Here is a 25,382-nt window from a genome sequence, read left to right as displayed (position 1 = left end):
GAGCACTCCCATGCTGCGTGTCGCCGTACCCAACAAGGGCGCCCTGGCCGAGTCGGCCGCCGGGATGCTGCGCGAGGCGGGCTACCGCCAGCGCACCGACCCGAAGGACCTGGTCTGCCGGGACGAGCCCAACGACATCGAGTTCTTCTACCTGCGTCCCAAGGACATCGCCACCTACGTCGGCTCCGGCGACCTGGACGTCGGCATCACCGGGCGGGACCTGCTGGTCGACTCCGGCGCGCCGGCCGAGGAGATCGTCGACCTCACCTTCGGCCGGGCCACCTTCCGGTTCGCGGCCCGCCCCGACGACGTGGACTCGGTCCAGCAGCTCGGCGGGCGGCGGATCGCCACCGCGTACCCGGGGCTGGTCGAGCGGCACCTGGCCGACCTGGGCGTCAAGGCCGAGGTGATCCGGCTGGACGGCGCGGTGGAGAACGCCATCCGGCTCGGCGTGGCCGACGTGGTCGCCGACGTGGTGGAGACCGGCGCCACCCTGCGCCAGGCCGGCCTCGTGGTGTTCGGCGAGCCGCTGCTGCGCTCCTCGGCGGTGCTGGTCCGCCGGGCCGGCGCCCCCGGCAGCGCCCAGCAGGAGCAGCTGCTGCGCCGGCTGCACGGCGTGCTGGTGGCCCGCCGCTACGTGATGCTCGCCTACGACGTGCCGGCCGGCCTGCTGGACCGGGCCAGCTCGCTCACCCCGGGCATCGAGTCGCCGACGGTCTCCCCGCTGCACCGGGAGGGCTGGGTGGCCGTGCAGGCCATGGTGCTGCGCGACGACGTGCACCGGATCATGGACGAGCTGTACGAGCTGGGCGCCCGGGCCATCCTGGTCACCAACATCCACGCCTGCCGGTTGTGAGGCCGCTGCCGGTTCCGGCCGCCCTGGCCGTGGTCGTCCTCGGCGGGGTGGCCTCGGCCGCGCAGGGCGTGGTCAACGCCGAGCTGGGTGAGCGGGCCGGCGACCCGCTCATCGGCGCGGTGGTCAACAACCTCGGCGGCTCCCTGATCGTGCTGCTGGGGCTGGTCGCCGTCCCCTCGATGCGCGCCGGGCTGGCCGGGTTGCGCCGCTCCGGCCTGCCCTGGTGGGCCTTCCTGGGCGGGCTGGGCGGGGCGGCGATCGTGGTGATCGGGCCGTTCGTCGTGCCGGCGCTCGGGGTGGCGATCTTCACGATCGCCCAGGTGGCCGGGGGCAGTATCGGCGGCCTGGCCGTCGACCGGGCCGGGCTGGCCGCGACGGGCCGGCTGCCGCTCACCGGACCCCGGGTCGCCGGGGCGCTGCTCGGGATCGCCGCGGTGACCCTGGCCCAGCTCGGCCGGCCGGTCGGCGACCTGGCGGTCGGGCTGGTGCTGCTCTCGGTCGCCGGCGGCCTGGCGGTGGCGTTGCAGTCCGCGCTCAACGGGCGGGTCGCCGCGGCCGTCGGCCCGGCCGCCGGGCTGGCGGTGAACTTCGCGGTCAGCACCTCGGTGATCGCCGCCGTGGCGGCGCTGGCCGGCGCGCTGGCCCGCCATCCGAGCTGGCCCACCCAGTGGTGGCTCTACGTCGGCGGCCTGTTCGGCGTCGGCATCGTGCTCGCCCTGCTGGTGGGCGTCCGCGCCGCCGGGGTGCTGCGCACCGGCCTGGCGCTGGTGGCCGGGCAGCTCGGTGGGGCCCTGCTGCTGGACGTGGCGCTCCCCGGCGGCGCCGGGGTCCGGCTGCCGGTGCTGGCCGGGGCGGCCCTCACCGGGGTGGCGGTGCTGGTGGCGGGCCTGCGGCGGCGCGCCCCGCAGCGCGTGGCGGCGGAACGTGAGCCCGAGCCGGATGGCAGACTGGTCCCGTGAGCGAGCGGAGCGAGCGAACCAGCAGGCTCAGCAGCGCGGCGCCTCGCGCCGGCGCGGAGCGAAGCGAGGCGGCGGTTCGAGGCGATTCTGTGGTGACCGTGCGGCCGCGGCGCGTCCGGGTGGTCTGCTGGGCGTCGGCTGTCACGCTGCTGGTGGTGTTCAGCCTGGTGGCCACCTCCCTGACCGGTGCGACGGGCGACGGCTACGGCTCGTTCCAGCGGGGCGACCAGCTCGCCATGGTGGGGCTGGGCGTCTTCGGTGCCCTCGGCTTCCTGCTCTTCACCCGTCCCCGGGTGGTGGCCGACGCCCGGGGTGTCCGGGTCCGCAACGTGATCAGCTCGTACGAGCTGCCCTGGGAGGTGATCCGCGGGGTCCGGTTCGACCGCGGCGCCCCGTGGGCCAGCCTGGAGCTGCACGACGACGACCTGCTGCCGATGGTCGCCCTCCAGGCCGCCGACAAGGAGCGTGCCGTCGAGGCGGTCCGCGCCCTGCGCCGCCTGCACCAGGCCCACCTGGCCGCCCTGGCCGACCCGGCCACCCCGCGCTGACCGCCCCGCCGCGTCCCGGCCGGCCCGGTTTGGGGAGGGCTGGGGCGAGGGTGTAGTGTTGCGGAGTCGACCAGACCGCCCTTTGGGCGGTCCTGAAGCGGAGCGCCTGCTCCCACCCGAGTCGCCCCCGTAGGTGGCCGGGTCCCGGTCTCCCGGTTCCGGGCACGTCCCGGTCCCGGATGCGCGATCATGTGATCGTGCCGACCGGTCGAGTGGGCCCTGGCATGCGCCGGGGCCTTCTGCTTTCCGGGTCGGCTCCCGTCCGGGAGCCCGCGGAGTCGGCATCGTAGAAGACTCGACTCGAGGAGGCCCCATCAGCGTCGAACCACGCGTGAACGAGCAGATCCGGGCACGTGAGGTCCGACTGGTCGGCCCTGAGGGTGAGCAGGTGGGCATCGTCCCGCTGGAGCGCGCCCTGCAGCTGGCCGCGGACGTCGACCTGGACCTGGTCGAGGTTGCGCCGATGGCGCGCCCGCCGGTGTGCAAGCTCATGGACTTCGGCAAGTTCAAGTACGAGAGCGCACTCAAGGCGCGCGAAGCGCGGCGTAACCAGCAGCAGACCGTCATCAAGGAGATGAAGCTCCGGCCGAAGATCGACCCGCACGACTACGAGACCAAGAAGGGTCACGTGGTGCGGTTCCTCAAGGCGGGCGACAAGGTCAAGGTGACGATCATGTTCCGCGGTCGCGAGCAGAGCCGCCCGGAGCTGGGTTACCGGCTCCTGCGTCGGCTCGAGTCCGAGATCACGGACCTGGGATACGTCGAGGCCGCTCCGAAGCAGGACGGCCGCAACATGATCATGGTTCTCGCTCCGCACCGGGCCGTGAAGGCCTCCGCGGTCGCCGCCACGGCGTCCCGCGGCGGGCCCCGGGACCGGGCCGCGGAGGAGTCCGCCGCCCCGGCAGGTGGCGAGACCCCGGCGGCCGGCGAGACCGCAGCAGCCGGCGAGACCGGCACGATCGCTGACACCAGCGGTCAGTAACAGGGGAGAGACGTTCCACATGCCGAAGATGAAGAGCCACACGGGTATGGGCAAGCGGGTCAAGGTGACCGGCAAGGGCAAGATCGTCGCCCAGCAGGCCGGCCTCCGCCACCACCTGGAGCTGAAGTCCTCCACCCGGACCCGGCGGCTGACCGGCACGGTCGAGCTGGCCAAGGCCGAAACCAAGCGCATCAAGAAGCTGCTCGGCCGCTGACGCGCGCCACCTGAACCGAAGAAGGAGTTGAGATGGCACGCGTCAAGCGGGCTGTGAACGCCCAGAAGAAGCGTCGTACCCTGCTGGAGACCGCGAGCGGCTACCGCGGTCAGCGCTCCCGGCTCTACCGCAAGGCCAAGGAGCAGGTGCTGCACTCGATGCAGTACGCCTACCGGGACCGCCGCGACCGCAAGGGCGACTTCCGGCAGCTCTGGATCCAGCGGATCAACGCCGGCGCCCGGGCCAACGGGATGACCTACAACCGGCTAATCCAGGGCCTGCGCCTGGCCGGCATCGAGGTCGACCGCAAGATCCTGGCCGACCTCGCCGTCAACGACGCCGCGGCGTTCGCCGCGATCGTCGAGCTGGCCCGCGCCGCCGTGGCGGCCGAGGGCACCGGTGGCGCCGCGGCCCAGGCCGCCTGATCCACCCGTACCAGCAGATCGAGGCGTCTCCCATGCCGTCAGCACCGCACGGGAGGCGCCTCGACGCTGTTCCCGGCCCGTTCACCCCGCGTACCCCGCGGGTGGTCGCCGCCCGCCGGCTCCAGCGCCGGCGGGACCGGGAGGCCACCGGCCGGTTCCTGGCCGAGGGGCCGCAGGCCGTCCGCGAGGCGCTCGCCCGCGCCGGCACAGTGGTCGAACTGTTCGGCACCCCGGCCGCGCTGGACCGGTACGCCGACCTCGCCGCGCTGGCGGCCCGCGCCGACGTGCCGGTCTCCGAGGTCACCGACGAGGCCCTCGCCGCGCTCGCCGAGACCGTCGCCCCGCAGGGCCTGGTCGCCGTCTGCCGGCATCTCGACGTACCCCTGGACGCCGCCCTGGCACGCGGGCCGCGCCTGGTCGCGGTGCTCGCCGAGATCCGCGACCCGGGCAACGCCGGGACCGTGCTGCGCACCGCCGACGCGGCCGGCGCCGGCGCGGTGATCTTCGCGGGCGACGCCGTCGACCCCTACAACGGCAAGTGCGTGCGGGCCTCCGCCGGCAGCCTGTTCCACGTCGACGTGGTCCGCGCCGCCGAGCCGGTCGCCGTGGTCGCCGCGCTGCGGGCCGCCGGGCTCACCGTCCTGGCCACGACGGGGTACGGCGACAGCGACCTCGACGACCTCGCCGACGCCGGCCGGCTCGCCGCACCGACCGCCTGGCTCTTCGGTTCCGAGGCGCACGGGCTGCCCGAGGAGTTGACCGCCGCGGCCGACGCCCAGGTCCGGGTGCCGCTGCACGGGCGCGCCGAGAGCCTGAACCTGGCTGCGGCCGCGGCCGTCTGCCTGTACGCTTCAGCGAGAGCACTGCGCCGACCCGCGGGTCCGCGCGGCCACACAGCAGGGGAGTCAGCCGGATGATGAACGCGCCACGGCGTTCGTTTAGCCAGCCCGCCGGTGTCGGCGGGCGGCGGGCCTGACCCTTCCTCCTGCGCGATCTCCCACCGGCGGGCTGCGGCGAAGCCGCGCGTCCGTAGACTCGCCTAGCCGCCTGTGAGGGCCGGCGCCGCCGTGAGGGAGTGCCCGTACGCCATGAGCTACCGCAACGATCCGTACGACCCGAAGCAGGTCGCCCTGCTCGACCCGGACGCCCTGGCCGCGGCCGTGGCCGACGCCGAGAAGGCGTTCGCCGCCGCCGCCGACCCGGACGCGCTGACCGCGCTGCGCCCCGCGCACCTCGGGGACCGGTCCCCGGTGTCGCTCGCCCGCCGGGAGATCGGCGCGCTGCCGCCGGCCGCCAAGTCCGACGCCGGCAAGCGGGTCAACGAGGCCCGCCGCGCCATCGAGAGCGCGTACGCGGCCCGGCAGGAGATCCTGGAGCGCGAGCAGGCCGAGCGGGTGCTGGTCGAGGAGCGGGTCGACGTGACCCTGCCCTACGACCGGCGGCCGCGCGGTGCCCGCCACCCGCTGAGCACCCTGATGGAGCAGATCAGCGACCTGTTCATCGGGATGGGCTACGAGGTGGCCGAGGGCCCCGAGGTCGAACTTGAGTGGACCAACTTCGACGCGCTGAACATCCCCGCCGACCACCCGGCGCGCGGCCTCATGGACACCTTCCACATCGCACCCCCGGCCGGCGCGGACAGCTCGGGCCTCGTTCTGCGCACCCACACCTCGCCGGTGCAGGCGCGAACCATGCTGACCCGCAAGCCGCCGATCTACGTGGTGGTGCCCGGCCGGGTCTACCGCACCGACGAGTTGGACGCCACCCACGCCCCGGTCTTCCACCAGGTCGAGGGCCTCGTGGTCGACAAGGGCATCACCATGGCGCACCTGCGCGGCACGCTCGACCACTTCGCCCGGGCCATGTTCGGCGAGGGCGCGAAGACCCGGTTCCGGCCGCACTACTTCCCGTTCACCGAGCCGTCCGCCGAGTTCGACGTCTGGTTCCCGGAGCACCGGGACGGTCCGCAGTGGGTCGAGTGGGGCGGCTGCGGCATGGTGAACCCGCGGGTGCTGCGCGCCTGCGGCATCGACCCGGAGGTCTACTCCGGATTCGCCTTCGGCATGGGCATCGACCGGACCGTGATGTTCCGGCACGGGGTCAGCGACATGCGGGACATGGCCGAGGGCGACGTGCGGTTCACCCGCGCGTTCGGGGTCTGACGGTGCGGGCACGAGTTACGGAGACGGTGGTTTAACAGTCATGCGAGTTTCTGTCAGTTGGCTGCGGGAGCACGTCGACCTCCCGGCCGACCTGCCCACCGGCGACCTGGAGCAGGCGCTGGTCGACCTCGGCATCGAGGTCGACTCCGTGGTGGACCTGCGGGAGACCGTCACCGGCCCGCTGGTGGTCGGTGAGGTGCTGGAGATCGAGGAGCTGACCGGCTTCAAGAAGCCGATCCGGTTCTGCCGGGTGGACGTCGGCGCCGCGAACGGCACCGGCGAGCCGCAGGAGATCGTCTGCGGGGCGCGCAACTTCGCCCAGGGCGACCGCGTCGTGGTGATCCTCCCCGGCGGCGTGCTGCCCGGCGACTTCCACATCGGCGCGCGCAAGACGTACGGGCGCAACTCGAACGGCATGATCTGCTCCGCCAAGGAGCTGGGCCTGGGCGACGACCACTCGGGCATCATCGTGCTGCCCGAGGACTCCCCGGCCAAGCCCGGCGACGACGCCCGCCCGGTGGTCGGCCTCGACGACGTCGTGGTCGAGCTGGAGATCACCCCGGACCGCGGGTACGCGCTCAGCGTCCGGGGCCTCGCCCGCGAGCTGTCGCACGCCCTCGGTGTGCCGTTCCGCGACCCGGCCGACCTGCCGGCCCCGGGCGCGACCGCCGAGCCGGCGTACCCGGTCGAGGTGCGCGACACCGTGGGCTGCGACCGGTTCGCCGCGCGGATGGTCCGCGGCGTCGACCCGACCGCCCAGACCCCCGGCTGGATGGCCCGGCGGCTCACCGTGGCCGGTGTCCGCAGCATCTCGTTGCCGGTCGACATCACCAACTACCTGATGCTCGAACTCGGCCAGCCGATGCACGCCTTCGACGCCGACCGGATCAGCGGGCCGCTGGTGGTCCGCCGGGCCGAGGCGGGGGAGAAGCTGACCACCCTGGACGGCGTCACCCGCACGCTGGTCGCCGAGGACATGGTGATCTGCGACGACACCGGGCCGATCTCGCTCGCCGCGGTGATGGGCGGCGAGACCAGCGAGGTCGTCGCCTCCACCACGGACGTGCTCTTCGAGGCGGCGCACTGGGACCCGGCCATGGTCGGCCGCACCGCCCGGCGGCACAAGCTGTTCAGCGAGGCGGCCAAGCGCTGGGAGCGGGGCGTCGACCCGGCGCTGCCGCTGGTCGCGCTGGAGAAGGCGGTCCGGCTGCTCACCGAGCACGCCGGTGGCACGGCCGGCGCCGAGGTGCTCGACCTCGACCACGTGCGGCCGCGTACGCCGGTGACCCTGCCGGCGGACCTGCCGTCGCGCCGGGTCGGCGTGGCGTACCCGGCGGAGCGGGTGGTGGAGCTGCTGGAGCAGGTCGGCTGCACGGTCACGCGGGGCGCCGACCGGCTCGCCGAGGACCCGGGCGAGACCGGCGTCGCCGCCGCTGGCGACGGTGCCGTGCTGAGCGTGACCCCGCCGAGCTGGCGGCCCGACCTCACCGACCCGGCCGACCTGGTCGAGGAGGTGGTCCGCCTCGACGGCTACGACCGCGTGCCGTCGGTGCTGCCCACGGCGCCCCCCGGCCGCGGCCTCACCGCACCGCAGCAGCGCCGCCGGGCGGTCGCCCGGTCGCTCGCCGAGCGCGGGTACGTCGAGGTCCTGGCGCACCCGTTCGTGGCCGCGGAGCTGGCCGACCAGCTCGGCCTGCCGGCCGACGACCCGCGCCGCCCGGCGGTGCGGGTGGCCAACCCGCTGTCCGAGGAGGAGCCGCTGCTGCGCACCACGCTGCTCGGCCCGCTGCTCGGCATCCTCAAGCGCAACGTCGGCCGGGGCCAGCGGGACGTGGCGATCTACGAGATCGGCACGGTGTTCCACCCGCGTCCGGGCGCCGGCGCGCCGCCGGCCATGGGCGTGGACCGGCGACCGACCGACGAGGAGTTCGCCCGCGCCGACGCCGTGGTGCCGGAGCAGCCGCGGCACGTCGCCGTGGCGCTCACCGGCGAGATGGACCCGGCCGGCTGGTGGGGCGCGGGCCGCGCGGCCGGCTGGGCGGACGCCGTGGAGGCCGGCCGGACGGTGCTCGCTGCCGCCGGCATCCCGGCCGACCGGGTCACCGTCCGGGCCGCGGAGCGCGCCCCCTGGCACCCCGGCCGCTGCGCCGAGCTGCTGGTGGACGACACGGTGGTCGGGTACGCCGGTGAGCTGCACCCGACCGTCGTGGCCACGCTGGAGCTGCCCCGGCGCACCAGCGCCATGGAGCTGAACCTGGACGCGCTGCCCGCCGCGCCGGTGGTGGCCGGCCCGGCCGTCTCCACCTTCCCGCCCGCCCTCATCGACGTGGCGCTCGTGGTGGACGAGTCGGTCCCGGCCGCCGAGGTGGAGCGGGCCCTCGTCGAGGGGGCCGGCCCGCTGCTGGAGGACGTCCGGCTCTTCGACGTGTACGCCTCCGAGCAGCTCGGCGCGGGCCGCCGGTCGCTGGCGTACAAGCTGACGTTCCGGGCCCCGGACCGGACCCTCGCGGGCGAGGAGGCGGTGGCCGCCCGGGACGCGGCGGTGGCCGAGGCCGCCCGCCGCTTCGGCGCCACCCTGCGCGGCGCCTGACGGCGGACCGGACGGGCCCCACCCACCACGGGTGGGGCCCGTCCGCGTGCTCAGCCCGTGTAGGGCAGCGTGATCCGGGAGGAGTCGCCGACGCCCAGCGTGGTCGGGGTGCCGCCGATGGCGTTCCACACCTCGACGCGTACCGTCCCGCCGGTTAGGTCGCCGAGGGCGCCGGTGGCCGAGCGCAGCCCCTGGGTCTGCCGGTAGTGCTCCCAGCCCGGGATCGGGTCGGTGGCGAAGTACGCGTACGTCTCCACCCGGTCCCAGCCGCCGTCGCCGGTCCGGTCGTACGAGATCCGCACCTGGACCCCGTCGCCCACCGCCGTGCCGGCGTCGACGGACAGGTCGAAGGCGGTGGCCCCGCCGGTCCACCGGCCGGTGAGGCCCCGGGCGGTGAAGACCTGCGGGTTGGTGGGCGTGCCGTCGTGGTTGCCCCCGGCGGCGGCCAGGGTCACCGTGCCGGCCGTGCCGGTGGCGGGGTCGAGCGCGCCACCGGCCCGCAGGTAGCGGGTCGCGCTGAACGGGCCCGGAGTCGCCGTGGTGGACGGGCTGGGCGAGGGGCTGGGGCCGCCGCCGGGGCCGAAGGGGCTGAGCGTGATCCCCGCGGCCCGCGGGTCGCCGTCGTGCACCAGCGACTCCTGGTTCAGCACGTCGTCGAAGGCGAACCCGTACGCCTTGCCGTCGGCCATGTTGGCGTGCACGATCCGCGAGTAGTGGTTGGTCAGCGCGCCCCGGTAGAAGTCGGCCGGCCCCCCGGAGGGCTGGAGGTCGAGGGTGCCCAGCGTGGACCGGTGCAGGGCGGCGCAGAGGGTCCGGGCGATCGGGCCGACCACCTGGTCGTTCGGGGCGGCCAGCGCCCCGTCGCAGCCCCACACGTCGGCGCTGGACGGCCGGCGGAACGTGGCCACCTGCCGGCCGGCGCCGTCGGTGAAGGTCATCTGGTCGCCGCTGGTGCGCCCGTAGTAGCGCACGCCCGGCTGGTCGGTGAAGGGCGCCACGGTCAGCGTCCGGGTCGCGTACGCCTGCCAGGCCGAGGCGATGTACGGGTCGAGGTAGGTGCGGCTGAACAGCCCGGCGTCGGCGGCCTTGCCGGGGGCGAGCACCCGCAGCACGGTCCCGTCGGCGCGGGTCTGCACGGCGCCGCTCCAGCCCGGCTGGGCGCGGACCGCGGCGATCACCCGGTTGCGCCCGTCGTCGACCGGTTGCCCGGTCCGCCGGATAGTCCCGGTGGCGCCGGTGACGCTCACCGCGTGCGGCACGGCGAACATGTCCACCTGTGAGCTGTTGAGCCAGAGCCCGGCGTCGTTGTAGGTGAACTCGGACCAGTCGAACAGCAGGTCCCGGTTGGGGTCGCCGGCCGCCCAGGGCGCCGGCTGGACCAGGCCGTCCGGGGTGAGGAACAGCTTGAGCTTGGCGCCGAAGGAGAAGTAGACCCGGCCGGAGAGGTTGCGGGGCAGCCGCAGCACGGTGCTCGCCCCGTTGGCCGGGCCGGGCACGGCGACGTCCGGGGCGGGGGTGGGCGGCAGGCCGCCGGCCGGCCAGGGGGTGAAGGCGCCGCCGGCGGTGACGTAGCCGAGCCGTCCGGTGGTCAGGTCGGTGCCGAGCACGTAGAGCCAGGTGGCCTCGGTGCGGCCGGTGGCGTTGGTGACGGTCAGCGGGAGCAGGTCGGGGCCGGTGGCGCGGGCCAGCGAGGCGGCGGCCACCGAGCCGGTGGTGGCCAGCGCGAGCGCGAGCAGGACGCGCAGCAGTCTCCTGGGGGTGGGCACGGGTGCTCCTTCCACCCGCCGCGGCCTGCGGCGGGCGCGGGGTGGTGGGCGTGGTGGAGTGCGCGGACGCGGGCGGGACGGCCCGGGAGAGCGCTCTCTCAGCATCGGTCCTATATGCGCGCCTGTCAATGCAATGCGAGATGCGTGCAGTTTCATGCGCCACACCGTATGAACTTGCAGAGGGCCATGATCACTGCTAGCCTTCTCTGCATAGTCATACGGAGGTGAGTATGGGCATCCGAGTCGCGGTCGCCGGCGCGAGCGGGTACGCCGGCGGCGAGCTGCTCCGGTTGCTCGCCGGGCACCCCGAGTTCGACCTGGTCGCCGCCACCGCCCATGCCTCGGCCGGCCGGCCCGTCGCCGCCGTACACCCGCAGCTCACCGGGCTGGACCTGGTCTTCGGGGCGACCGACCCGACCACCCTGGCCGACGCGGACCTGGTCTTCCTGGCCCTGCCGCACGGCCAGTCGGCGGCCCTCGCGGCGGCCCTGCCCGGCGGGGTCAAGGTGGTCGACCTCGGCGCGGACCACCGGCTGCGCGACGCCGACGCCTGGGCCCGCTACTACGGCGGCGACCACGCCGGCGCCTGGACCTACGGGCTGCCCGAGCTGCCCGCCCAGCGGGCCGCCATCGCGGCGGCCGACCGGGTCGCGAGCACCGGCTGCTACGCGGTCGCCACCACCCTGGCGCTCGCCCCGCTGATCGCCGCCGGCGCGGTGTTCCCCACCGACGTGGTGGTGGTCGCCGCCTCCGGCACCTCCGGCGCCGGCCGGGCCGCCAAGGCGCACCTGCTGGGCAGCGAGGTGATGGGCGACCTGTCGCCCTACAAGGTCGGCGCCCACCAGCACGTGCCGGAGATCAAGCAGGCCACCGGCGCGACCAGCCTCTCCTTCACCCCGGTCCTGGCGCCCATGCCGCGCGGCATCCTGGCCACCGTCACGGCCGTCCCCACGGGCGACGCCGACCCGCGCGAGGTGCTGGCCGCGGCGTACGCCGACGAGCCCTTCGTGCACCTGCTGCCCGAGGGGGCCTGGCCGCACACCGCCGCCACCGGGGGCGGCAACTCCTGCCACCTCCAGGCCACGGTCGACGTCGACTCCGGCCGGGTGATCGTGGTCAGCGCCGTGGACAACCTCGGCAAGGGCGCCGCCGGCCAGGCCGTGCAGAACGCCAACCTGATGTTCGACCTCCCCGAGACCACCGGACTCTCCGTGTTGGGAGTAGCCCCATGACAGTCACCACCCCCCGGGGCTTCCGCGCCGCCGGCGTGGCCGCCGGCCTCAAGGCCAGCGGCGCCGGCGACGTCGCCCTGGTCGTCAACGACGGCCCCGACGCCGGAGTCGCCGCCGTCTTCACCGCCAACCGGGTCAAGGCCGCCCCGGTGCTCTGGACCCAGCAGGTCGTCCGGGGCGGCGTGGTCCGCGCCGTGGTGCTCAACTCCGGCGGCGCCAACGCCTGCACCGGCCCGGCCGGCTTCCAGGACACCCACGCCACCGCCGAGCACACCGCCGCCGCGCTCACCGCCAGCAGCCCCCGGCTCATGGTCGGCGCCGGCGAGGTGGCGGTCTGCTCCACCGGCCTGATCGGCGAGCGCCTGCCCATGGACAAGCTCCTCCCGGGCGTCCGCGGCGCGGTGCGCGGCCTGTCCCGCGACGGCGGCCACCCGGCCGCCGAGGCGATCATGACCACCGACACCCGGCCCAAGACCACCGTGGCCCGGGGCAGCGGCTGGACCGTCGGCGGCATGGCCAAGGGCGCCGGGATGCTCGCCCCGGCCATGGCCACCATGCTCTGCGTGCTCACCACCGACGCGGTGGCCGGGCCGGAGACCCTGGACGCCGCGCTGCGCGCCGCCACCCGGGTCACCTTCGACCGGGTCGACTCCGACGGGTGCATGTCCACCAACGACACGGTGCTGCTGCTGGCCAGCGGCGCCTCCGGCATCGAGCCCACCGTCGCGGAGCTGACCGCCGCGGTGACCGCCGCCTGCCACGACCTGGCCCAGCAGCTGGTCGCCGACGCCGAGGGCGCCACCAAGCAGATCGCCATCGACGTGGTCGGCGCGGCCGACGAGGACGACGCGGTCGAGGTGGGCCGCTCGGTGGCCCGGAACAACCTGGTCAAGACCGCGCTGTTCGGCAACGACCCGAACTGGGGGCGCATCCTCGCCGCCGTGGGCACCACCGCCGCCGCGTTCGAGCCGGACGGCGTGGACGTCGCGGTCAACGGGATCTGGGTGTGCCGGAGCGGCGCCGCCGCCGAGGACCGGGCCAAGGTGGACCTCACCGGCCGGGACGTCACCATCCGGATCGACCTGCACGCCGGCGAGGCCGCGGCGACGATCTGGACCAACGACCTGTCGCACGCGTACGTGCACGAGAACTCGGCGTACTCCACATGAGCCTCTCCGCCGACCTCACCCGGGCCCAGGCCAAGGCCGAGACGCTGATCGAGGCCCTGCCCTGGCTGGCCCGCTTCTCGGGCGCCACCGTCGTGGTCAAGTACGGCGGCAACGCCATGGTCGACCCCGAACTCCAGCGGGCGTTCGCCGCGGACATGGTCTTCCTCCGCTACGCCGGCCTCAAGCCGGTCGTCGTGCACGGCGGCGGGCCGCAGATCTCCGCCATGCTCGGCCGGCTCGGCATCGCCAGCGAGTTCAAGGGCGGCCTGCGGGTCACCACCCCCGAGGCCATGGACGTGGTCCGGATGGTGCTCGTGGGGCAGGTCGGCCGCGAGCTGGTCGGGCTGATCAACGCGCACGGCCCGTTCGCCGTCGGTCTCTCCGGCGAGGACGCCGGCCTGTTCACCGCGGTGCGCCGCCCCGCGTACGTGGACGGGGAGCCGGTCGACGTCGGGCAGGTCGGCGACGTGGAGTCGGTGGACGTCTCCGCGGTGGCCGACCTCATCGCGGCCGGCCGGATCCCGGTCATCTCCACGGTCGCGCCGGACGTCGACGGGGTGCTGCACAACCTCAACGCCGACACGGCCGCCGCCGCGCTCGCCATCGCCCTGGACGCCCGCAAGCTGGTCGTCCTCACCGACGTGCCCGGCCTCTACGCCGACTGGCCCGACACGGCCAGCCTGGTCAGCGAGATCACCGCCGACGACCTGGCGAAGCTGCTGCCGGCCCTGGAATCCGGGATGGTCCCGAAGATGGAGGCCTGCCTGCGGGCGGTGCGCGGGGGAGTGCCCGCCGCGCACGTCGTCGACGGCCGGGTCGCCCACTCCACGCTCCTCGAAGTGTTCACCTCGGAAGGATTCGGCACGATGGTGGTCGACTCATGAGCACGCTCGTCGAACGGTGGGGCGCGGCCATGATGGACAACTACGGCACGCCGCCGCTGGCGCTCGTCTCCGGCTCCGGCGCCGTCGTGGTCGACGAGACCGGCCGGGAGTACGTCGACCTGCTCGGCGGCATCGCGGTCAACGCACTCGGCCACGCCCACCCGGCCGTGGTGGCCGCCGTGTCCCGGCAGGTCGCCACCCTCGGGCACGTGTCGAACCTGTTCGTCGCGGAGCCGCCGGTGGCGCTGGCCGAGCTGCTGCTGGCCCTGGCCGGCCGCCCCGGCCGGGTGTTCTTCGCCAACTCGGGCGCCGAGGCCAACGAGGCGGCGTTCAAGCTCTCCCGGCTCACCGGGCGCACCCACGTGGTGGCCACCCACGGCGGTTTCCACGGCCGCACCATGGGCGCCCTGGCGCTGACCGGCCAGCCCGCCAAGGCCGACCCGTTCCGCCCGCTGCCCGGCGAGGTCACCCACGTGCCGTACGGCGACGCCGCCGCCCTGGCCGAGGCGGTCACCGACGCCACCGCCATGGTGATCGTCGAGCCGATCCAGGGGGAGAACGGCGTCGTCGTCCCGCCCTCCGGCTACCTGGCCGAGGCCCGCCGGATCACCGCCGCGCACGGCGCGCTGCTGGTGCTCGACGAGGTGCAGACCGGCGTCGGCCGGACCGGGCACTGGTTCGCCCACCAGGCCGAGGGCGTCGAGCCGGACGTCGTGACCCTGGCCAAGGGGCTCGGCGGCGGGCTGCCGCTCGGTGCCTGCCTGGCCTTCGGGCGGGCCGCCGACCTGCTCACGCCCGGCTCGCACGGCACCACGTTCGGGGGAAACCCGGTCAGCTGCGCCGCGGCGCTCGCCGTGGTCGCCACCATTGCCAACGAGGGGCTGCTCGACCACGTCAAGCGGATCGGGGAGCGGCTGCGGCGCGGCGTCGAGGGGCTCGGGCACCCGCTCGTCGCCGAGGTCCGCGGCGCCGGCCTGCTGCTCGGCATCGTGCTCGACGCGCCGGTCTCCGGCGCGTTGACCGGCGCGCTGCGGGAGGCCGGGTTCCTGGTCAACCCGGTGCAGCCGGGCGTGGTCCGGCTCGCCCCGCCGCTGATCCTCACCGCCGAGCAGGCCGACGCCTTCCTCGCCGCGCTGCCCGCCGCCCTGGACGCCGCGGCGCCCGCCCCCACCGCCACGGAGGTCCCCGCATGATCCGCCACTTCCTCCGCGACGACGACCTCTCGCCCGCCGAGCAGGCCACCGTGCTCGACCTGGCGGCCCGGATGAAGGCCGACCGGTTCGCCCACACGCCGCTCGCCGGGCCGAGGTCGGTGGCGGTGCTCTTCGACAAGCAGAGCCTGCGCACCCGGATCTCCTTCGACGCCGGCATCGCCGAGCTGGGCGGGCACCCGCTCGTGGTGGACACCCAGGTCACCCACTTCGGCCGGGGCGAGTCGCTGGCCGACGCGGGCCGGGTGCTGTCCCGCTACGTCGCCGCGATCGTGCTGCGTACGCACGGCGACGACCGGATCGCCGAGGTCGCCACGCACGCGACCGTGCCGGTGGTCAACGCGCTCACCGACACCTACCACCCCTGCCAGCTCCTCGCCGACCTGCTCACCGTCCGCGAGCGCTGCGGCGGCACCGCCGGGCGCACCCTGGCCTACGTCGGGGACGCGGCGAACAACATGGCGCACTCGTACCTGCTGGCCGGGGCGACGGCCGGGATGCACGTGCGGATCGCCGGCCCGGCCGGATTCCAGCCGGACCCCGAGATCGTCGCCCGGGCCGAGAAGATCGCCGCCGGCACCGGCGGTTCGGTCCGGGTGCTCACCGACCCGGTCGAGGCGGTCCGCGCCGCCGACGTGGTCGCCACCGACACCTGGACCTCGATGGGCCAGGAGTCCGACGGCCAGGACCGGGTCACCCCGTTCCTGCCGTACCAGGTCAACGACGCGCTGCTCGGCCACGCCGCGGCCGAGGTGATCGTGCTGCACTGCCTGCCCGCCCACCGGGGCGAGGAGATCACCGACGAGGTGCTCGACGGGCCGCACAGCGCCGTCTTCGACCAGGCGGAGAATCGCCTGCACGCCCAGAAGGCGCTGCTCACGTTTCTCCTGGAGGCATCATGACCGCCCCGCTGACCCGCACCGCGCGGCACGCCCGCATCGTCGAGCTGATCCGCGACAAGGCCATCCACTCGCAGACCGAGCTGGCCGACCTGCTCGCCGGTGACGGCATCCAGGTCACCCAGGCCACCCTCTCCCGGGACCTCAAGGAGCTCGGGGCGGTCACCGCGCGCGGCGGCGACGGGCGGGGCGTCTACCTGATCCCGGAGGACGGCCACCGGCCGCTGCGGGAGGCCGAGGCCGCGCCGGCCCGCCTCGTCCGGCTGCTGCGCGAGCTGCTCAACGGGGTCGATTCCAGCGGCAACATCGCCGTGCTGCGTACCCCGCCGGGCGCAGCGCACTACCTGGCCAGCGCGTTGGACCGAGCGGGCCTGTCCGAGATCGTCGGCACCATCGCCGGCGACGACACCATCCTCGTCGTGGCCCGCGAGGCCGTCGGCGGCGCCGCGTTGGGCGACAAGCTCGCCGCGTGGGCCCGCCGGGAAGAGAACGTTGAAGGGAGCACCACACCATGACTGAGCGGGTCGTCCTGGCGTACTCCGGGGGTCTCGACACCTCCGTCGCCATTCCCTACCTGGCCGAGCAGACCGGCGCCGAGGTGATCGCGGTCGCGGTCGACGTCGGCCAGGGCGGCGAGGACATGAACCTCATCCGGCAGCGCGCGCTGGACTGCGGCGCCGTCGAGTCCGAGGTGGTCGACGCGCGCGACGAGTTCGCCGCCGAGTACTGCCTGCCGGCCATGCGGGCCAACGCCCTCTACATGGACCGCTACCCGCTGGTCTCCGCGCTGTCCCGGCCGCTGATCGTCAAGCACCTGGTCGCCGCGGCCCGCAAGCACGGCGGCACCATCGTGTCGCACGGCTGCACCGGCAAGGGCAACGACCAGGTCCGCTTCGAGGTCGGCCTGGCCGCGCTCGCCCCCGACCTGAAGATCATCGCGCCGGCCCGGGACTTCGCCTGGACCCGGGACAAGGCGATCGCCTTCGCCGAGGAGAAGGGCCTGCCGATCGACGTGTCGGCGAAGTCGCCGTACTCCATCGACCAGAACCTGTGGGGACGCGCGGTGGAGACCGGCTTCCTGGAGGACATCTGGAACGGCCCGATCGAGGACCTCTACTCCTACACGGCCGACCCCGCCGAGCCGCGCGACGCCGACGAGGTGGTCATCACCTTCGACGCCGGCGTGCCGGTCGCCGTCGACGGCGAGACCGTCACCCCGTACCAGGCGATCCTGGAGCTGAACCGGCGTGCCGGCGCCCAGGGCGTCGGCCGGCTCGACATGGTCGAGGACCGCCTGGTCGGCATCAAGAGCCGCGAGGTGTACGAGGCTCCCGGCGCGATCGCGCTGATCGCCGCCCACCAGGAGCTGGAGGCGGTCACCGTCGAGCGGGACCTGGCCCGGTTCAAGCGCGGCGTCGACCAGCGCTGGGGCGAGCTGGTCTACGACGGCCTCTGGTTCTCGCCGCTGAAGCAGGCGCTCGACGCGTTCATCGACGACGCCCAGCAGCACGTCTCCGGCGAGGTGCGGCTCACCCTGCACGGCGGCCGGGCCACCGTCACCGGCCGGCGCTCGGAGGCCAGCCTCTACGACTTCGGCATGGCCACCTACGACACCGGCGACACCTTCGACCAGTCCCTCGCCAAGGGCTTCGTGCAGCTCTGGGGCCTGCCCAGCAAGATGGCCGCCGAGCGGGACGCCCGGCTGGGTGGCGCCTGATCGTGGGCACCACAATGGGTGGGGTGGACGACAAGAGCCTGACCGAGAACAGCGCCCCCGCCAACCGGACGAGCCTCTGGGGAGGCCGGTTCGCCGGCGGCCCCGCCGAGGCGCTCGCGCGGCTGTCGGTGAGCGTCCAGTTCGACTGGCGCCTCGCCCCGTACGACATCGCCGGCTCCCGGGCGCACGCCCGGGTGCTGGCCGGCGCCGGCCTGCTCGACCCGGAGGAGCTGGGGCGGATCCTGGCCGCGCTTGACGACCTGGAGGCCGCCTGTGCCTCCGGGGCGTTCCGCCCCACGGTCGACGACGAGGACGTGCACACGGCCCTGGAGCGCGGCCTGCTGGAGCGGTTGGGCAGCCTCGGCGGCAAGCTGCGGGCCGGCCGTTCCCGTAACGACCAGGTCGCCACCGACCTGCGGCTCTACCTGCGCGACCACGCCCGCGGCGTGGCCGCCCGGCTGGTCGAGCTGGCCGAGGCCCTGGTCGAGCAGGCCGAGCGGCACGTGGACACGGCCGCGCCCGGCATGACCCACCTCCAGCACGCCCAGCCGGTCACCTTCGGGCACTGGCTGCTCGCCCACGTGCAGCCGCTGCTGCGGGACCTGGAGCGGCTGCGCGACTGGGACCACCGGTGTGCCGTCAGCCCGCTCGGCGCGGGCGCGCTCGCCGGGTCCGGGTTGCCGCTGGACCCGGTGGCGGTCGCCAAGGAGCTGGGCTTCCGCACGTCCTTCGCCAACTCGATGGACGCGGTCGCCGACCGGGACTTCGTCGCCGAGTTCCTCTTCGTCACCGCGATGATCGGCGTGCACCTGTCCCGCCTCGGCGAGGAGGTGGTGCTCTGGACGTCGCACGAGTTCGGCTGGGTCGAGCTGGACGACGCGTTCGCCACCGGGTCGTCGATCATGCCGCAGAAGAAGAACGCGGACATCGCCGAGCTGGCCCGGGGCAAGTCCGGCCGCCTGGTCGGCGGCCTCATGAACGTGCTCACCATGCTCAAGGGCCTGCCGATGACCTACGACCGGGACATGCAGGAGGACAAGGAACCGGCCTTCGACGCGGTCGACACCCTGGAACTGCTGCTGCCCGCCCTCGCGGGAATGATTTCCACCATGACGGTCCGGGTCGACCGGCTGGTGGCCGCCGCGCCGGTCGGCTTCTCGCTGGCCACCGAGGTCGCCGACTGGCTGGTCCGCCGGAACGTGCCGTTCCGCGACGCGCACGAGATCACCGGCCGGCTGGTGGCGCTCTGCGTGGCCCGCGACTGCGCGCTCGACGAGGTCTCCGACGAGGACCTGGCCGCGGTCAGCGAGCACCTCGACCCTTCGGTGCGGGACGTGCTCTCGGTGCGCTCCGCCCTGGCCGCCCGCACCACCCCCGGCTCCACCGGCCCCGGGCCGGTGGCCGACCAGCTCGCGGCCGCCGCGGACAAGCTGGCCGGCTGGCGGGACTGGACCGCCGAGCGGGTCGTGCCCCGCTGAGTCCGACGCCCCGCGCGGTGGCTCCGGCCGCCGCGCGGGGTCAGGCCGTCGGCCGCTCGCGCCTGGGCAGCTTCGCCACCACCGCGTCGTACGACCCGTCGACGGCCTCGATCAGCTCGTCGTCCGGGATGGCGCCGGCGAGCCGCAGCGTGTTCCAGCCGGAGCGGCCGATGTAGGGGGAGGAGCGGGCGTCGTCGGGGAACCGGTGCAGCCACTCGTCGGCCACCTCCCGGGACGGGCCGCACTTGACCCCCACCCGGGCCTCGCCCTCCGGGGAGCCCAGGAAGGCGAAGATCCGGCTGCCCACCTTGACCACCTCGTCGCCCTCCCAGGGCCGGTCCAGCCAGGCGCCCGGCTTGGCCAGGCAGTAGGCCAGCATCTCCTCGCGCGTCATCGCGTCCTCCCGTGCCCTCGTCCGGGACAGTCTCGCCCGCCGCTGTGACAGTCCGGCGGTGATCAGTCGCCGGTGCCGGTGCGCACGGTGAGCCGCTCGTAGCGCTGCCGGGCCGCCTGGGCGCTGCCCAGCCCCAGCCCGAAGGCGATCGCCTGCCAGGTCAGCCCCCGGCCGCGGGCCACCTGCAGCAGCCCGGCCTCCAGCGCGTCGACCTCGGCGCGGACGTGCGGGATCAGGGTCAGCGCGGCCATCAGGTCGGCCTGGTCGACCGCCTCCTCGCCCTCCGCCAGCTCCGCCCCGCCGGCCAGCGCCATCACCAGCGTCGCCGCCTCGTAGGCGTCGGGGACGTCGGGGTGTGCGTAACGCCGTCGGCGGGCATCGGTGCCGGCGTGCCGCTCGGCGATCCGCAGCAGCGCCGCGTAGTTGCGGTGAGCCCGCGCCTGGGCAGCATCCGGAGCGGTGAACGGGTCGTTATCCAGCGTGACCATGTCGTCCATCCCACACCCTTGAACGACATTTTGTCAACACCCCGTTGAAAGCAATTCGTGCTCACCGTCATGGGTCCGGTTAGGGTTCTCCGGTGACCGCCACCGACCTCACCGCTCTCTCGGACCTGCTCGCCGGCCCGGTGGTTCCCGCCGCCCGGGGGCTGCTCGGCTGCCGGCTCAGCGGGCACGGGGTCACGGTCCGGATCACCGAGGTCGAGGCGTACGCCGGCACCGCCGGCGATCCCGCCTCGCACGCCCACCGGGGGCGGACCCCGCGCAACGCGGTGATGTTCGGCCCGGCCGGGCACGCCTACGTCTACTTCACCTACGGCATGCACTGGTGCGTGAACGTGGTGACCGGGCCGGACGGCGAAGCCTCGGCGGTGCTGCTGCGTGCCGGCGAGGTGGTCGACGGCCTCGACGTCGCCCGGGAGCGCCGACCGGCCGTACGCCGGGACGTGGATCTCGCGCGCGGGCCCGCCCGGCTCTGCGCGGCGCTCGGCATCGACCGGTCCGTCTACGGCGCCGACCTGCTCGGCGACGGCCCGGTGCGGCTGCGGCCCCCGCTCGCCCCGGTGCCGGAGGCGGCGGTCACCGCCGGGCCCCGGGTGGGCGTCACCGGCGCCTACGACGTGCCGTGGCGCTTCTGGCTCGCGGGCGACCCGACGGTGAGCGCGTACCGCCGGCACGTCCCCCGGGCCCGCCGCTGATCGGGCGCTCGGCGCGCCGGGTGTGAATCCTGTCGGTGGGTGTGGCGATAATCACGGCACCCGCGACGATGGAGGACGCCATGACGACCCTGCTCGCGATCGGCACCGGCAAGGGGCTCTTCCTGGCCACCAGCCCCGACCGGCGGGACTGGACGGTGAGCGGCCCGCACTTCCCGATGACCGGGGTCTACGCGGTCGCCGTCGACAAGCGCCCCGGCCGGCCCCGGCTGCTCGCCGGCATGACCAGCTCGCACTTCGGCCCCAGCGTGGCCACCAGCGACGACCTGGGCGGCTCGTGGCGGGAGCCCGACCAGGCGCCCGTGGCGTTCCCGGCCGACACCGGGGCCAGCCTGGGCCGGGTCTGGCAGCTCACCCCGGCCGGCCCGGACCAGCCCGACGTGGTCTGGGCGGGCAGCGAACCGTCCGCGCTGTTCCGCTCCGACGACGGCGGGCGCAGCTTCAGCCTGGTCCGGGCGCTCTGGGACCACCCCCACCGCGAGCAGTGGGCCGCCGGCTTCGGCGGCCAGGCCGTCCACAGTGTGCTCCCGCACCCGGGCGACCCGGCCCGGATGGCGGTGGCGATGTCCACCGGCGGGGTCTACCGCACCGAGGACGCGGGGGCGAGTTGGGCGCCGGGCAACACCGGCATCCGGGCGTACTTCCTGCCCGACGAGTGGCCCGAGTTCGGCCAGTGCGTCCACAAGATCGCCCGGGACGCCGGCGACCCCGAGCGCCTGTACGCGCAGAACCACCACGGGGTCTACCGCTCGGACGACGACGGCCGCAGCTGGACGTCGATCGCCGCCGGCCTGCCCAGCGACTTCGGCTTCCCGATCGTCGCCCACCCGTCCCGCCCCGGCACCGTCTACGCCTTCCCGCTCACCGCGGACGGCGAGCGGTTCCCGACCGACCGGCGCTGCCGGGTCTACCGCTCGGCCGACGCCGGCGAGAGCTGGCAGCCGCTCACCGCCGGCCTGCCCGACGGGCCGTTCTATCCCTCGGTGCTGCGCGACGCCATGTGCGCCGACGACCACGACCCGGCCGGGGTCTACTTCGGCACCCGCTCCGGCGAGGTCTACGCCAGCGCCGACGAGGGCGACTCCTGGTCGCGGGTCGCCGCGCACCTGCCCGACGTGCTGTGCGTCCGGGCCGCGGAGGTCTGAGTGGTCACCGTGCTGCTGCCCGGCCCGCTCCGGCCCGAGGCGGGCGGCGAGAGCCGGCTGACCGTGGCCGCCGCCGGCACCCTGGGCGCGGTCCTGGACGAGTTGGCCGCCACCTGGCCCCGGCTGGCGCGCCGGATCCGCGACGAGCGCGGCGAGCTGCGCCGCTACGTCAACGTCTACGTCGACGGCGAGGACTGCCGCCACGCCGGCGGCCTCGACACCCCGGTCCCCGACAACGCCGAGATCCAGGTGCTGCCCTCGGTGGCCGGCGGCTGACCGCTCACGGCAGCTCGTACTCCAGGACGTACCGGTGCCCACCGTCCGGGTCCCGGATGATCTGTCCGGCACCGCGCAGCCCGCGCAGCTCGCCGGTCCCGGAGTCGGGCACGACCGTCCAGGCGAGCGTCGACCCCTCCTCGGCGTGGGCGGTGGCGTCGTGGTGCAGCACGAAGCTGCCCTGCCGGCCGCCCAGCGTGCCGGTGAACCGCTCGAAGCCCGAGTACGCCGCGCTGGTGTCGACCTGCGCCTGGCACATCAGGATGCGCGTGGTGCTCGTGCCGGCGAGGTCACCGGTGAAGGTCTTGGTGATCCGTGCCAGGGCCAGTATTGCGCCCTCGGCCTCGTCGTACGCCTCCTGCTCCCAGCTGTCGAGGGTGAAGCTGCCCGCCGCGCGTTGAGTCATGGTCCGCATCCTGCCGAGAGAGGCTGACATCCATGGTCAGGTACCGCGCGGGTGAGCTGCGCCACGCCCGGCCGGGTGCGCGACGGAATAGTTGACTCGTCAAATATGTTGTGCGGAGCGATCCCGGGCCGGAGTGGTCCGGGCCCCACGCGAGGAGCTGGTCATGCAGTTCGGAGTCTTCACCGTCGGCGACGTCACGGTCGACCCGACCAACGGGCGGCTGCCGTCCGAGCATGAGCGGATCAAGGCCATGGTGGCCATCGCGCTCAAGGCCGAGGAGGTCGGGCTGGACGTGTTCGCCACCGGCGAGCACCACAACCCGCCGTTCGTGCCGTCGTCGCCCACCACCCTGCTCGGCCACATCGCCGCCCGCACCGAGCGGCTGCTGCTGTCGACGGCGACCACGCTGATCACCACCAACGACCCGGTGAAGATCGCCGAGGACTACGCGATGCTCCAGCACCTGGCCGACGGCCGGGTGGACCTCATGATGGGTCGCGGCAACACCGGCCCGGTCTACCCGTGGTTCGGGCAGGACATCCGCAACGGCATCCCGCTCGCCATCGAGAACTACGACCTGCTGCACCGGCTGTGGCGCGAGGACGTGGTCGACTGGAAGGGCCGGTTCCGCACCCCGCTGCAGTCGTTCACCTCGACCCCGCGCCCGCTCGACGGCGTGCCGCCGTTCGTCTGGCACGGCTCGATCCGCAGCCCCGAGATCGCCGAGCAGGCCGCCTACTACGGCGACGGCTTCTTCGCCAACCACATCTTCTGGCCGAAGGAGCACACCCAGCGGATGGTCGGGCTCTACCGGGAGCGCTTCGCGCACTACGGCCACGGCTCGGCCGACCAGGCCATCGTCGGCCTCGGCGGCCAGGTCTTCATGCGCAGGAACTCGCAGGACGCGGTACGCGAGTTCCGGCCGTACTTCGACAACGCCCCGGTCTACGGGCACGGGCCGTCGCTGGAGGAGTTCACCCGGGAGACCCCGCTGACCGTGGGCAGCCCGCAGCAGGTCATCGACCGGACGCTGGGCTTCCGCGAGTACGTCGGCGACTACCAGCGCCAGCTCTTCCTCATGGACCACGCCGGGCTGCCGCTGAAGACCGTCCTGGAGCAGCTCGACATCCTGGGGGAGGAGGTCGTCCCGGTGCTGCGCAAGGAGTTCGACTCGCTGCGCCCGGCGCACGTGCCCGAGGCGCCGACGCACGCCTCGATGCTGGCCGCGGCGGGCGGCGCCAAGGACAGCACCGTCCACGCCGTCGACGACGTGACCGGCAAGGCGCCCGAGGAGTCCCGATGACCCGCCGCACCCTGGCCGTGGTCTCGGCCGGCCTCGGCCAGCCCTCGTCGACCCGGCTGCTCGCCGACCAGCTCGCCGCGGCCGCCCGCGACGAGCTGGTCCGGCGCGGCGCCGAGGTGGAGATCCACACGGTGGAGCTGCGCGAGCACGCCCACGACGTGGTGAACCACCTGCTCACCGGCTTCCCGCCGGCCGCCCTGCGCGCGGCGCTGGACACCGTCGCCGGGGCGGACGGGCTGATCGCGGTCACCCCGATCTTCAACGCCTCGTACAGCGGGCTGTTCAAGTCGTTCTTCGACGTGGTGGAGAAGGAGGCGCTGGCCGACCGGCCGGTGCTGATCGGGGCCACCGGCGGCACGGCCCGGCACTCGCTCGCCCTGGAGCACGCGGTCCGGCCGATGTTCGCGTACCTGCGGGCCGTGGTGGTGCCGACGGCGGTCTTCGCCGCGCCCGAGGACTGGGCCGGCGACGGCGACGACAGCGCGTTGCGGGCCCGGATCCGGCGGGCCGGGACGGAGCTGGCCGAGCAGGTGGACCGCCGCCCGGCGGCGACCGGCCCGGCCGACCCCTTCGCCCTCACCACCAGCTTCGAGAACCTGCTCGCCGGCCGCGACCCGGCCTGAGCCGGCCGCGGTCCGGCGGGCGCCCGGTGGTCAGTCCGCGGGCTCGTAGGGGTGGGCCACCAGCACCGGGCAGTGGGCGTGCTGCACCAGCGCCTGGCTGACCGAGCCGAGCAGCAGCCCGGCGAAGCCGCCCCGGCCCCGGGAACCGACCACCACCAGCGCCGCCTCCCCGCTGGCCTCGACGAGCGCCTGCTCCGGGGAGGCGGCCGGCACCGGCCGCTCCACGACGTTCAGCACCGGATGGTCCGCGCGGATCCGGGCGGCCGCCCCGGCCAGCAGCTCGGCGGACTCGGCCTGCCCGGCCGCCTCGGCCTCGGCCGCCCGCTCCGGCGCGGCCCCGCCGCGCTCCGGCGGCCGGACGTGCACCAGCACCAGGTCGGCGTCCCGGCGGACCGCCTCGTCGGCGGCGAGCCGGACGGCGTACCCGGCTGACTCGGACCCGTCCACCCCGACCAGCACCGGGCCCCGTACCGGGATCGGCTGCTCCGCCGGGCGGACCACCAGCACCGGGCAGTGCGCGTGCTGCGCGACCTGGTTGCTGACCGAGCCGAGCAGCAGCCCGGCGAAGCCGCCAACGCCCCGGCTGCCCACCACCACGAGCTCGGCCCGGCGGGACTCCTCGACCAGAGTGGCACCGGGGCCGCCGGCCACCTGGCGCACCTGCACCCGCAGGGTCGGATGCCGGCCGACCAGTTCGGTGGCCACCTGCTCCAACATCTTCTGCGCCTCCTCGGTGGGCGCCGGCACCCCGAGGTCGTACGGGTTGAGCGGCACGCCGTAGCCCAGCGGGTGCAGGTAGCCGTGCACCAGATGCAGCGGCCGGGACCGCGCGACGGCGGCCCGGGCGGCATGCTCGGCGGCGGTGAGGCTGGTCGACGATCCGTCGACACCCACCACGACTGGTCGGTTCATCGGCATCCCTCCGGT

At 74.6% G+C, this 25,382-nt stretch carries 27 protein-coding genes; 22 read left to right on the top strand and 5 right to left on the bottom strand.

The features are described from left to right. The first annotated feature begins 10 nt into the window (after positions 1 to 10). The 9 genes from hisG to pheT all read left to right on the top strand — a co-directional run bounded on the left by hisG (position 11) and on the right by pheT (position 8,736). Positions 11 to 856 carry an ATP phosphoribosyltransferase gene (hisG, locus tag IEY96_RS30930; RefSeq protein WP_189198338.1) on the top strand — a complete coding sequence of 282 codons (846 nt, stop codon included), beginning with the start codon at positions 11 to 13 and terminating at the stop codon, positions 854 to 856. Next, on the top strand, positions 853 to 1,815 hold the full coding sequence (locus IEY96_RS30925) for a DMT family transporter (RefSeq protein ID WP_189198337.1): 963 nt from the start codon (positions 853 to 855) through the stop codon (positions 1,813 to 1,815). The genes hisG and IEY96_RS30925 overlap by 4 nt, the downstream gene beginning before the upstream one ends. An 89-nt stretch (positions 1,816 to 1,904) precedes the next feature. Next, positions 1,905 to 2,363 carry a PH domain-containing protein gene (locus IEY96_RS30920; protein WP_189198336.1) on the top strand — a complete coding sequence of 153 codons (459 nt, stop codon included), beginning with the start codon at positions 1,905 to 1,907 and terminating at the stop codon, positions 2,361 to 2,363. Positions 2,364 to 2,694: 331 nt separating this feature from the next. Continuing rightward, positions 2,695 to 3,345 (top strand): translation initiation factor IF-3, encoded by a 651-nt coding sequence (infC, locus tag IEY96_RS30915; protein WP_189198335.1) that lies wholly within the window; start codon positions 2,695 to 2,697, stop codon positions 3,343 to 3,345. A 19-nt stretch (positions 3,346 to 3,364) separates the two neighbouring features. Then, positions 3,365 to 3,559 carry a 50S ribosomal protein L35 gene (gene rpmI / locus IEY96_RS30910; protein WP_189198334.1) on the top strand — a complete coding sequence of 65 codons (195 nt, stop codon included), beginning with the start codon at positions 3,365 to 3,367 and terminating at the stop codon, positions 3,557 to 3,559. 32 nt (positions 3,560 to 3,591) lie between these two features. Beyond that, positions 3,592 to 3,984, top strand: a complete 393-nt coding sequence (rplT, locus tag IEY96_RS30905) for a 50S ribosomal protein L20 (protein WP_030335718.1) — start codon at positions 3,592 to 3,594, stop codon at positions 3,982 to 3,984. Between the two features lie 32 nt (positions 3,985 to 4,016). Beyond that, the gene (locus IEY96_RS30900) at positions 4,017 to 4,901 is read left to right on the top strand and encodes a TrmH family RNA methyltransferase (RefSeq protein WP_189198333.1); all 885 of its coding nucleotides are present in this window, start codon (positions 4,017 to 4,019) and stop codon (positions 4,899 to 4,901) included. 171 nt (positions 4,902 to 5,072) lie between these two features. Then, entirely contained in the window at positions 5,073 to 6,146 is a 1,074-nt protein-coding gene (gene pheS / locus IEY96_RS30895) for a phenylalanine--tRNA ligase subunit alpha (RefSeq protein ID WP_189198332.1), read from the top strand. 40 nt (positions 6,147 to 6,186) lie between these two features. Beyond that, entirely contained in the window at positions 6,187 to 8,736 is a 2,550-nt protein-coding gene (gene pheT / locus IEY96_RS30890; RefSeq protein WP_189198331.1) for a phenylalanine--tRNA ligase subunit beta, read from the top strand. A gap of 50 nt (positions 8,737 to 8,786) precedes the next feature. On the opposite strand, the gene IEY96_RS30885 is transcribed toward pheT, so the two are convergent. Beyond that, on the bottom strand, positions 8,787 to 10,502 hold the full coding sequence (locus IEY96_RS30885) for a beta-1,3-glucanase family protein (protein ID WP_229791990.1): 1,716 nt from the start codon (positions 10,500 to 10,502) through the stop codon (positions 8,787 to 8,789). Positions 10,503 to 10,732: 230 nt separating this feature from the next. On the opposite strand from IEY96_RS30885, the gene argC reads away from it, so the two are divergent. From argC to argH, 8 genes are read left to right on the top strand one after another with little or no spacing between them, the layout of a single operon-like run. Next, positions 10,733 to 11,734 (top strand): N-acetyl-gamma-glutamyl-phosphate reductase, encoded by a 1,002-nt coding sequence (argC, locus tag IEY96_RS30880; protein ID WP_189198329.1) that lies wholly within the window; start codon positions 10,733 to 10,735, stop codon positions 11,732 to 11,734. Next, positions 11,731 to 12,903, top strand: coding sequence for a bifunctional glutamate N-acetyltransferase/amino-acid acetyltransferase ArgJ (argJ, locus tag IEY96_RS30875; RefSeq protein ID WP_189198328.1), 1,173 nt, complete (start codon positions 11,731 to 11,733; stop codon positions 12,901 to 12,903). The genes argC and argJ overlap by 4 nt, the downstream gene beginning before the upstream one ends. After that, positions 12,900 to 13,787: an acetylglutamate kinase gene (gene argB / locus IEY96_RS30870; RefSeq protein WP_189198327.1), complete on the top strand. Its 888-nt coding sequence runs from the start codon at positions 12,900 to 12,902 to the stop codon at positions 13,785 to 13,787. Before argJ ends, argB begins: the two co-directional genes overlap by 4 nt. Further along, positions 13,784 to 14,980, top strand: coding sequence for an acetylornithine transaminase (locus IEY96_RS30865; RefSeq protein ID WP_189198326.1), 1,197 nt, complete (start codon positions 13,784 to 13,786; stop codon positions 14,978 to 14,980). Before argB ends, IEY96_RS30865 begins: the two co-directional genes overlap by 4 nt. Next, positions 14,977 to 15,900 carry an ornithine carbamoyltransferase gene (gene argF / locus IEY96_RS30860; protein WP_189198325.1) on the top strand — a complete coding sequence of 308 codons (924 nt, stop codon included), beginning with the start codon at positions 14,977 to 14,979 and terminating at the stop codon, positions 15,898 to 15,900. The genes IEY96_RS30865 and argF overlap by 4 nt, the downstream gene beginning before the upstream one ends. Continuing rightward, positions 15,897 to 16,412 carry an arginine repressor gene (locus IEY96_RS30855; protein ID WP_189198324.1) on the top strand — a complete coding sequence of 172 codons (516 nt, stop codon included), beginning with the start codon at positions 15,897 to 15,899 and terminating at the stop codon, positions 16,410 to 16,412. Before argF ends, IEY96_RS30855 begins: the two co-directional genes overlap by 4 nt. Then, positions 16,409 to 17,614 (top strand): argininosuccinate synthase, encoded by a 1,206-nt coding sequence (locus IEY96_RS30850; RefSeq protein ID WP_189198323.1) that lies wholly within the window; start codon positions 16,409 to 16,411, stop codon positions 17,612 to 17,614. Before IEY96_RS30855 ends, IEY96_RS30850 begins: the two co-directional genes overlap by 4 nt. Before the next feature lie 14 nt (positions 17,615 to 17,628). Next, positions 17,629 to 19,092, top strand: a complete 1,464-nt coding sequence (gene argH, locus IEY96_RS30845) for an argininosuccinate lyase (RefSeq protein ID WP_189198380.1) — start codon at positions 17,629 to 17,631, stop codon at positions 19,090 to 19,092. A gap of 40 nt (positions 19,093 to 19,132) precedes the next feature. Here argH and IEY96_RS30840 read toward each other — a convergent pair whose 3' ends face one another. Then, complete coding sequence (locus tag IEY96_RS30840) at positions 19,133 to 19,486, bottom strand: MmcQ/YjbR family DNA-binding protein (RefSeq protein ID WP_189198322.1); 354 nt, start codon at positions 19,484 to 19,486, stop codon at positions 19,133 to 19,135. A gap of 62 nt (positions 19,487 to 19,548) precedes the next feature. Continuing rightward, positions 19,549 to 19,974, bottom strand: a complete 426-nt coding sequence (locus IEY96_RS30835) for a DNA-binding protein (RefSeq protein WP_189198321.1) — start codon at positions 19,972 to 19,974, stop codon at positions 19,549 to 19,551. Positions 19,975 to 20,066: 92 nt separating this feature from the next. On the opposite strand from IEY96_RS30835, the gene IEY96_RS30830 reads away from it, so the two are divergent. The 3 genes from IEY96_RS30830 (at position 20,067) to IEY96_RS30820 (ending at position 22,123) form a co-directional block, all read left to right on the top strand. Then, positions 20,067 to 20,684, top strand: a complete 618-nt coding sequence (locus IEY96_RS30830; RefSeq protein WP_189198320.1) for a DNA-3-methyladenine glycosylase — start codon at positions 20,067 to 20,069, stop codon at positions 20,682 to 20,684. 80 nt (positions 20,685 to 20,764) lie between these two features. Then, the gene (locus IEY96_RS30825; protein WP_189198319.1) at positions 20,765 to 21,847 is read left to right on the top strand and encodes a WD40/YVTN/BNR-like repeat-containing protein; all 1,083 of its coding nucleotides are present in this window, start codon (positions 20,765 to 20,767) and stop codon (positions 21,845 to 21,847) included. Next, complete coding sequence (locus IEY96_RS30820; RefSeq protein WP_148426681.1) at positions 21,848 to 22,123, top strand: ubiquitin-like small modifier protein 1; 276 nt, start codon at positions 21,848 to 21,850, stop codon at positions 22,121 to 22,123. It abuts the gene before it with no gap. Positions 22,124 to 22,127: 4 nt separating this feature from the next. Here IEY96_RS30820 and IEY96_RS30815 read toward each other — a convergent pair whose 3' ends face one another. Next, the gene (locus IEY96_RS30815) at positions 22,128 to 22,529 is read right to left on the bottom strand and encodes a DUF3224 domain-containing protein (protein ID WP_189198318.1); all 402 of its coding nucleotides are present in this window, start codon (positions 22,527 to 22,529) and stop codon (positions 22,128 to 22,130) included. Positions 22,530 to 22,692: 163 nt separating this feature from the next. On the opposite strand from IEY96_RS30815, the gene IEY96_RS30810 reads away from it, so the two are divergent. Together IEY96_RS30810 and IEY96_RS30805 are read left to right on the top strand one after the other, a co-directional pair. Continuing rightward, positions 22,693 to 23,832 (top strand): LLM class flavin-dependent oxidoreductase, encoded by a 1,140-nt coding sequence (locus tag IEY96_RS30810; protein WP_189198317.1) that lies wholly within the window; start codon positions 22,693 to 22,695, stop codon positions 23,830 to 23,832. Next, on the top strand, positions 23,829 to 24,455 hold the full coding sequence (locus IEY96_RS30805; protein ID WP_189198316.1) for an FMN reductase: 627 nt from the start codon (positions 23,829 to 23,831) through the stop codon (positions 24,453 to 24,455). Before IEY96_RS30810 ends, IEY96_RS30805 begins: the two co-directional genes overlap by 4 nt. Positions 24,456 to 24,485: 30 nt before the next feature. Here IEY96_RS30805 and IEY96_RS30800 read toward each other — a convergent pair whose 3' ends face one another. Next, positions 24,486 to 25,373, bottom strand: a complete 888-nt coding sequence (locus IEY96_RS30800) for a universal stress protein (protein WP_189198315.1) — start codon at positions 25,371 to 25,373, stop codon at positions 24,486 to 24,488. Between the last annotated feature and the right edge of the window lie 9 nt (positions 25,374 to 25,382).

The sequence above is a fragment of the Micromonospora fulviviridis genome, from assembly GCF_014648395.1.
GTDB lineage: Bacteria > Actinomycetota > Actinomycetes > Mycobacteriales > Micromonosporaceae > Micromonospora > Micromonospora fulviviridis.
The sequence above is the reverse complement of the archived record's forward strand: the minus strand, read 5'-3'. Positions and strand labels throughout refer to the sequence as shown.

Coding starts and splice junctions, on each gene's coding strand:
- IEY96_RS30800 (WP_189198315.1), bottom strand. CDS start 25,373: ATGCCGATGAACCGACCAGTCGTGGTGGGTGTCGACGGATCGTCGACC.
- IEY96_RS30840 (WP_189198322.1), bottom strand. CDS start 19,486: ATGACGCGCGAGGAGATGCTGGCCTACTGCCTGGCCAAGCCGGGCGCC.
- argB (WP_189198327.1), top strand. CDS start 12,900: ATGAGCCTCTCCGCCGACCTCACCCGGGCCCAGGCCAAGGCCGAGACG.
- rplT (WP_030335718.1), top strand. CDS start 3,592: ATGGCACGCGTCAAGCGGGCTGTGAACGCCCAGAAGAAGCGTCGTACC.
- IEY96_RS30865 (WP_189198326.1), top strand. CDS start 13,784: ATGAGCACGCTCGTCGAACGGTGGGGCGCGGCCATGATGGACAACTAC.
- pheS (WP_189198332.1), top strand. CDS start 5,073: ATGAGCTACCGCAACGATCCGTACGACCCGAAGCAGGTCGCCCTGCTC.
- rpmI (WP_189198334.1), top strand. CDS start 3,365: ATGCCGAAGATGAAGAGCCACACGGGTATGGGCAAGCGGGTCAAGGTG.
- argH (WP_189198380.1), top strand. CDS start 17,629: ATGGGTGGGGTGGACGACAAGAGCCTGACCGAGAACAGCGCCCCCGCC.
- pheT (WP_189198331.1), top strand. CDS start 6,187: ATGCGAGTTTCTGTCAGTTGGCTGCGGGAGCACGTCGACCTCCCGGCC.
- hisG (WP_189198338.1), top strand. CDS start 11: ATGCTGCGTGTCGCCGTACCCAACAAGGGCGCCCTGGCCGAGTCGGCC.
- IEY96_RS30855 (WP_189198324.1), top strand. CDS start 15,897: ATGACCGCCCCGCTGACCCGCACCGCGCGGCACGCCCGCATCGTCGAG.
- argF (WP_189198325.1), top strand. CDS start 14,977: ATGATCCGCCACTTCCTCCGCGACGACGACCTCTCGCCCGCCGAGCAG.
- IEY96_RS30850 (WP_189198323.1), top strand. CDS start 16,409: ATGACTGAGCGGGTCGTCCTGGCGTACTCCGGGGGTCTCGACACCTCC.
- IEY96_RS30810 (WP_189198317.1), top strand. CDS start 22,693: ATGCAGTTCGGAGTCTTCACCGTCGGCGACGTCACGGTCGACCCGACC.
- IEY96_RS30835 (WP_189198321.1), bottom strand. CDS start 19,974: ATGGTCACGCTGGATAACGACCCGTTCACCGCTCCGGATGCTGCCCAG.
- argJ (WP_189198328.1), top strand. CDS start 11,731: ATGACAGTCACCACCCCCCGGGGCTTCCGCGCCGCCGGCGTGGCCGCC.
- IEY96_RS30825 (WP_189198319.1), top strand. CDS start 20,765: ATGACGACCCTGCTCGCGATCGGCACCGGCAAGGGGCTCTTCCTGGCC.
- argC (WP_189198329.1), top strand. CDS start 10,733: ATGGGCATCCGAGTCGCGGTCGCCGGCGCGAGCGGGTACGCCGGCGGC.
- IEY96_RS30805 (WP_189198316.1), top strand. CDS start 23,829: ATGACCCGCCGCACCCTGGCCGTGGTCTCGGCCGGCCTCGGCCAGCCC.
- IEY96_RS30815 (WP_189198318.1), bottom strand. CDS start 22,529: ATGACTCAACGCGCGGCGGGCAGCTTCACCCTCGACAGCTGGGAGCAG.
- IEY96_RS30900 (WP_189198333.1), top strand. CDS start 4,017: ATGCCGTCAGCACCGCACGGGAGGCGCCTCGACGCTGTTCCCGGCCCG.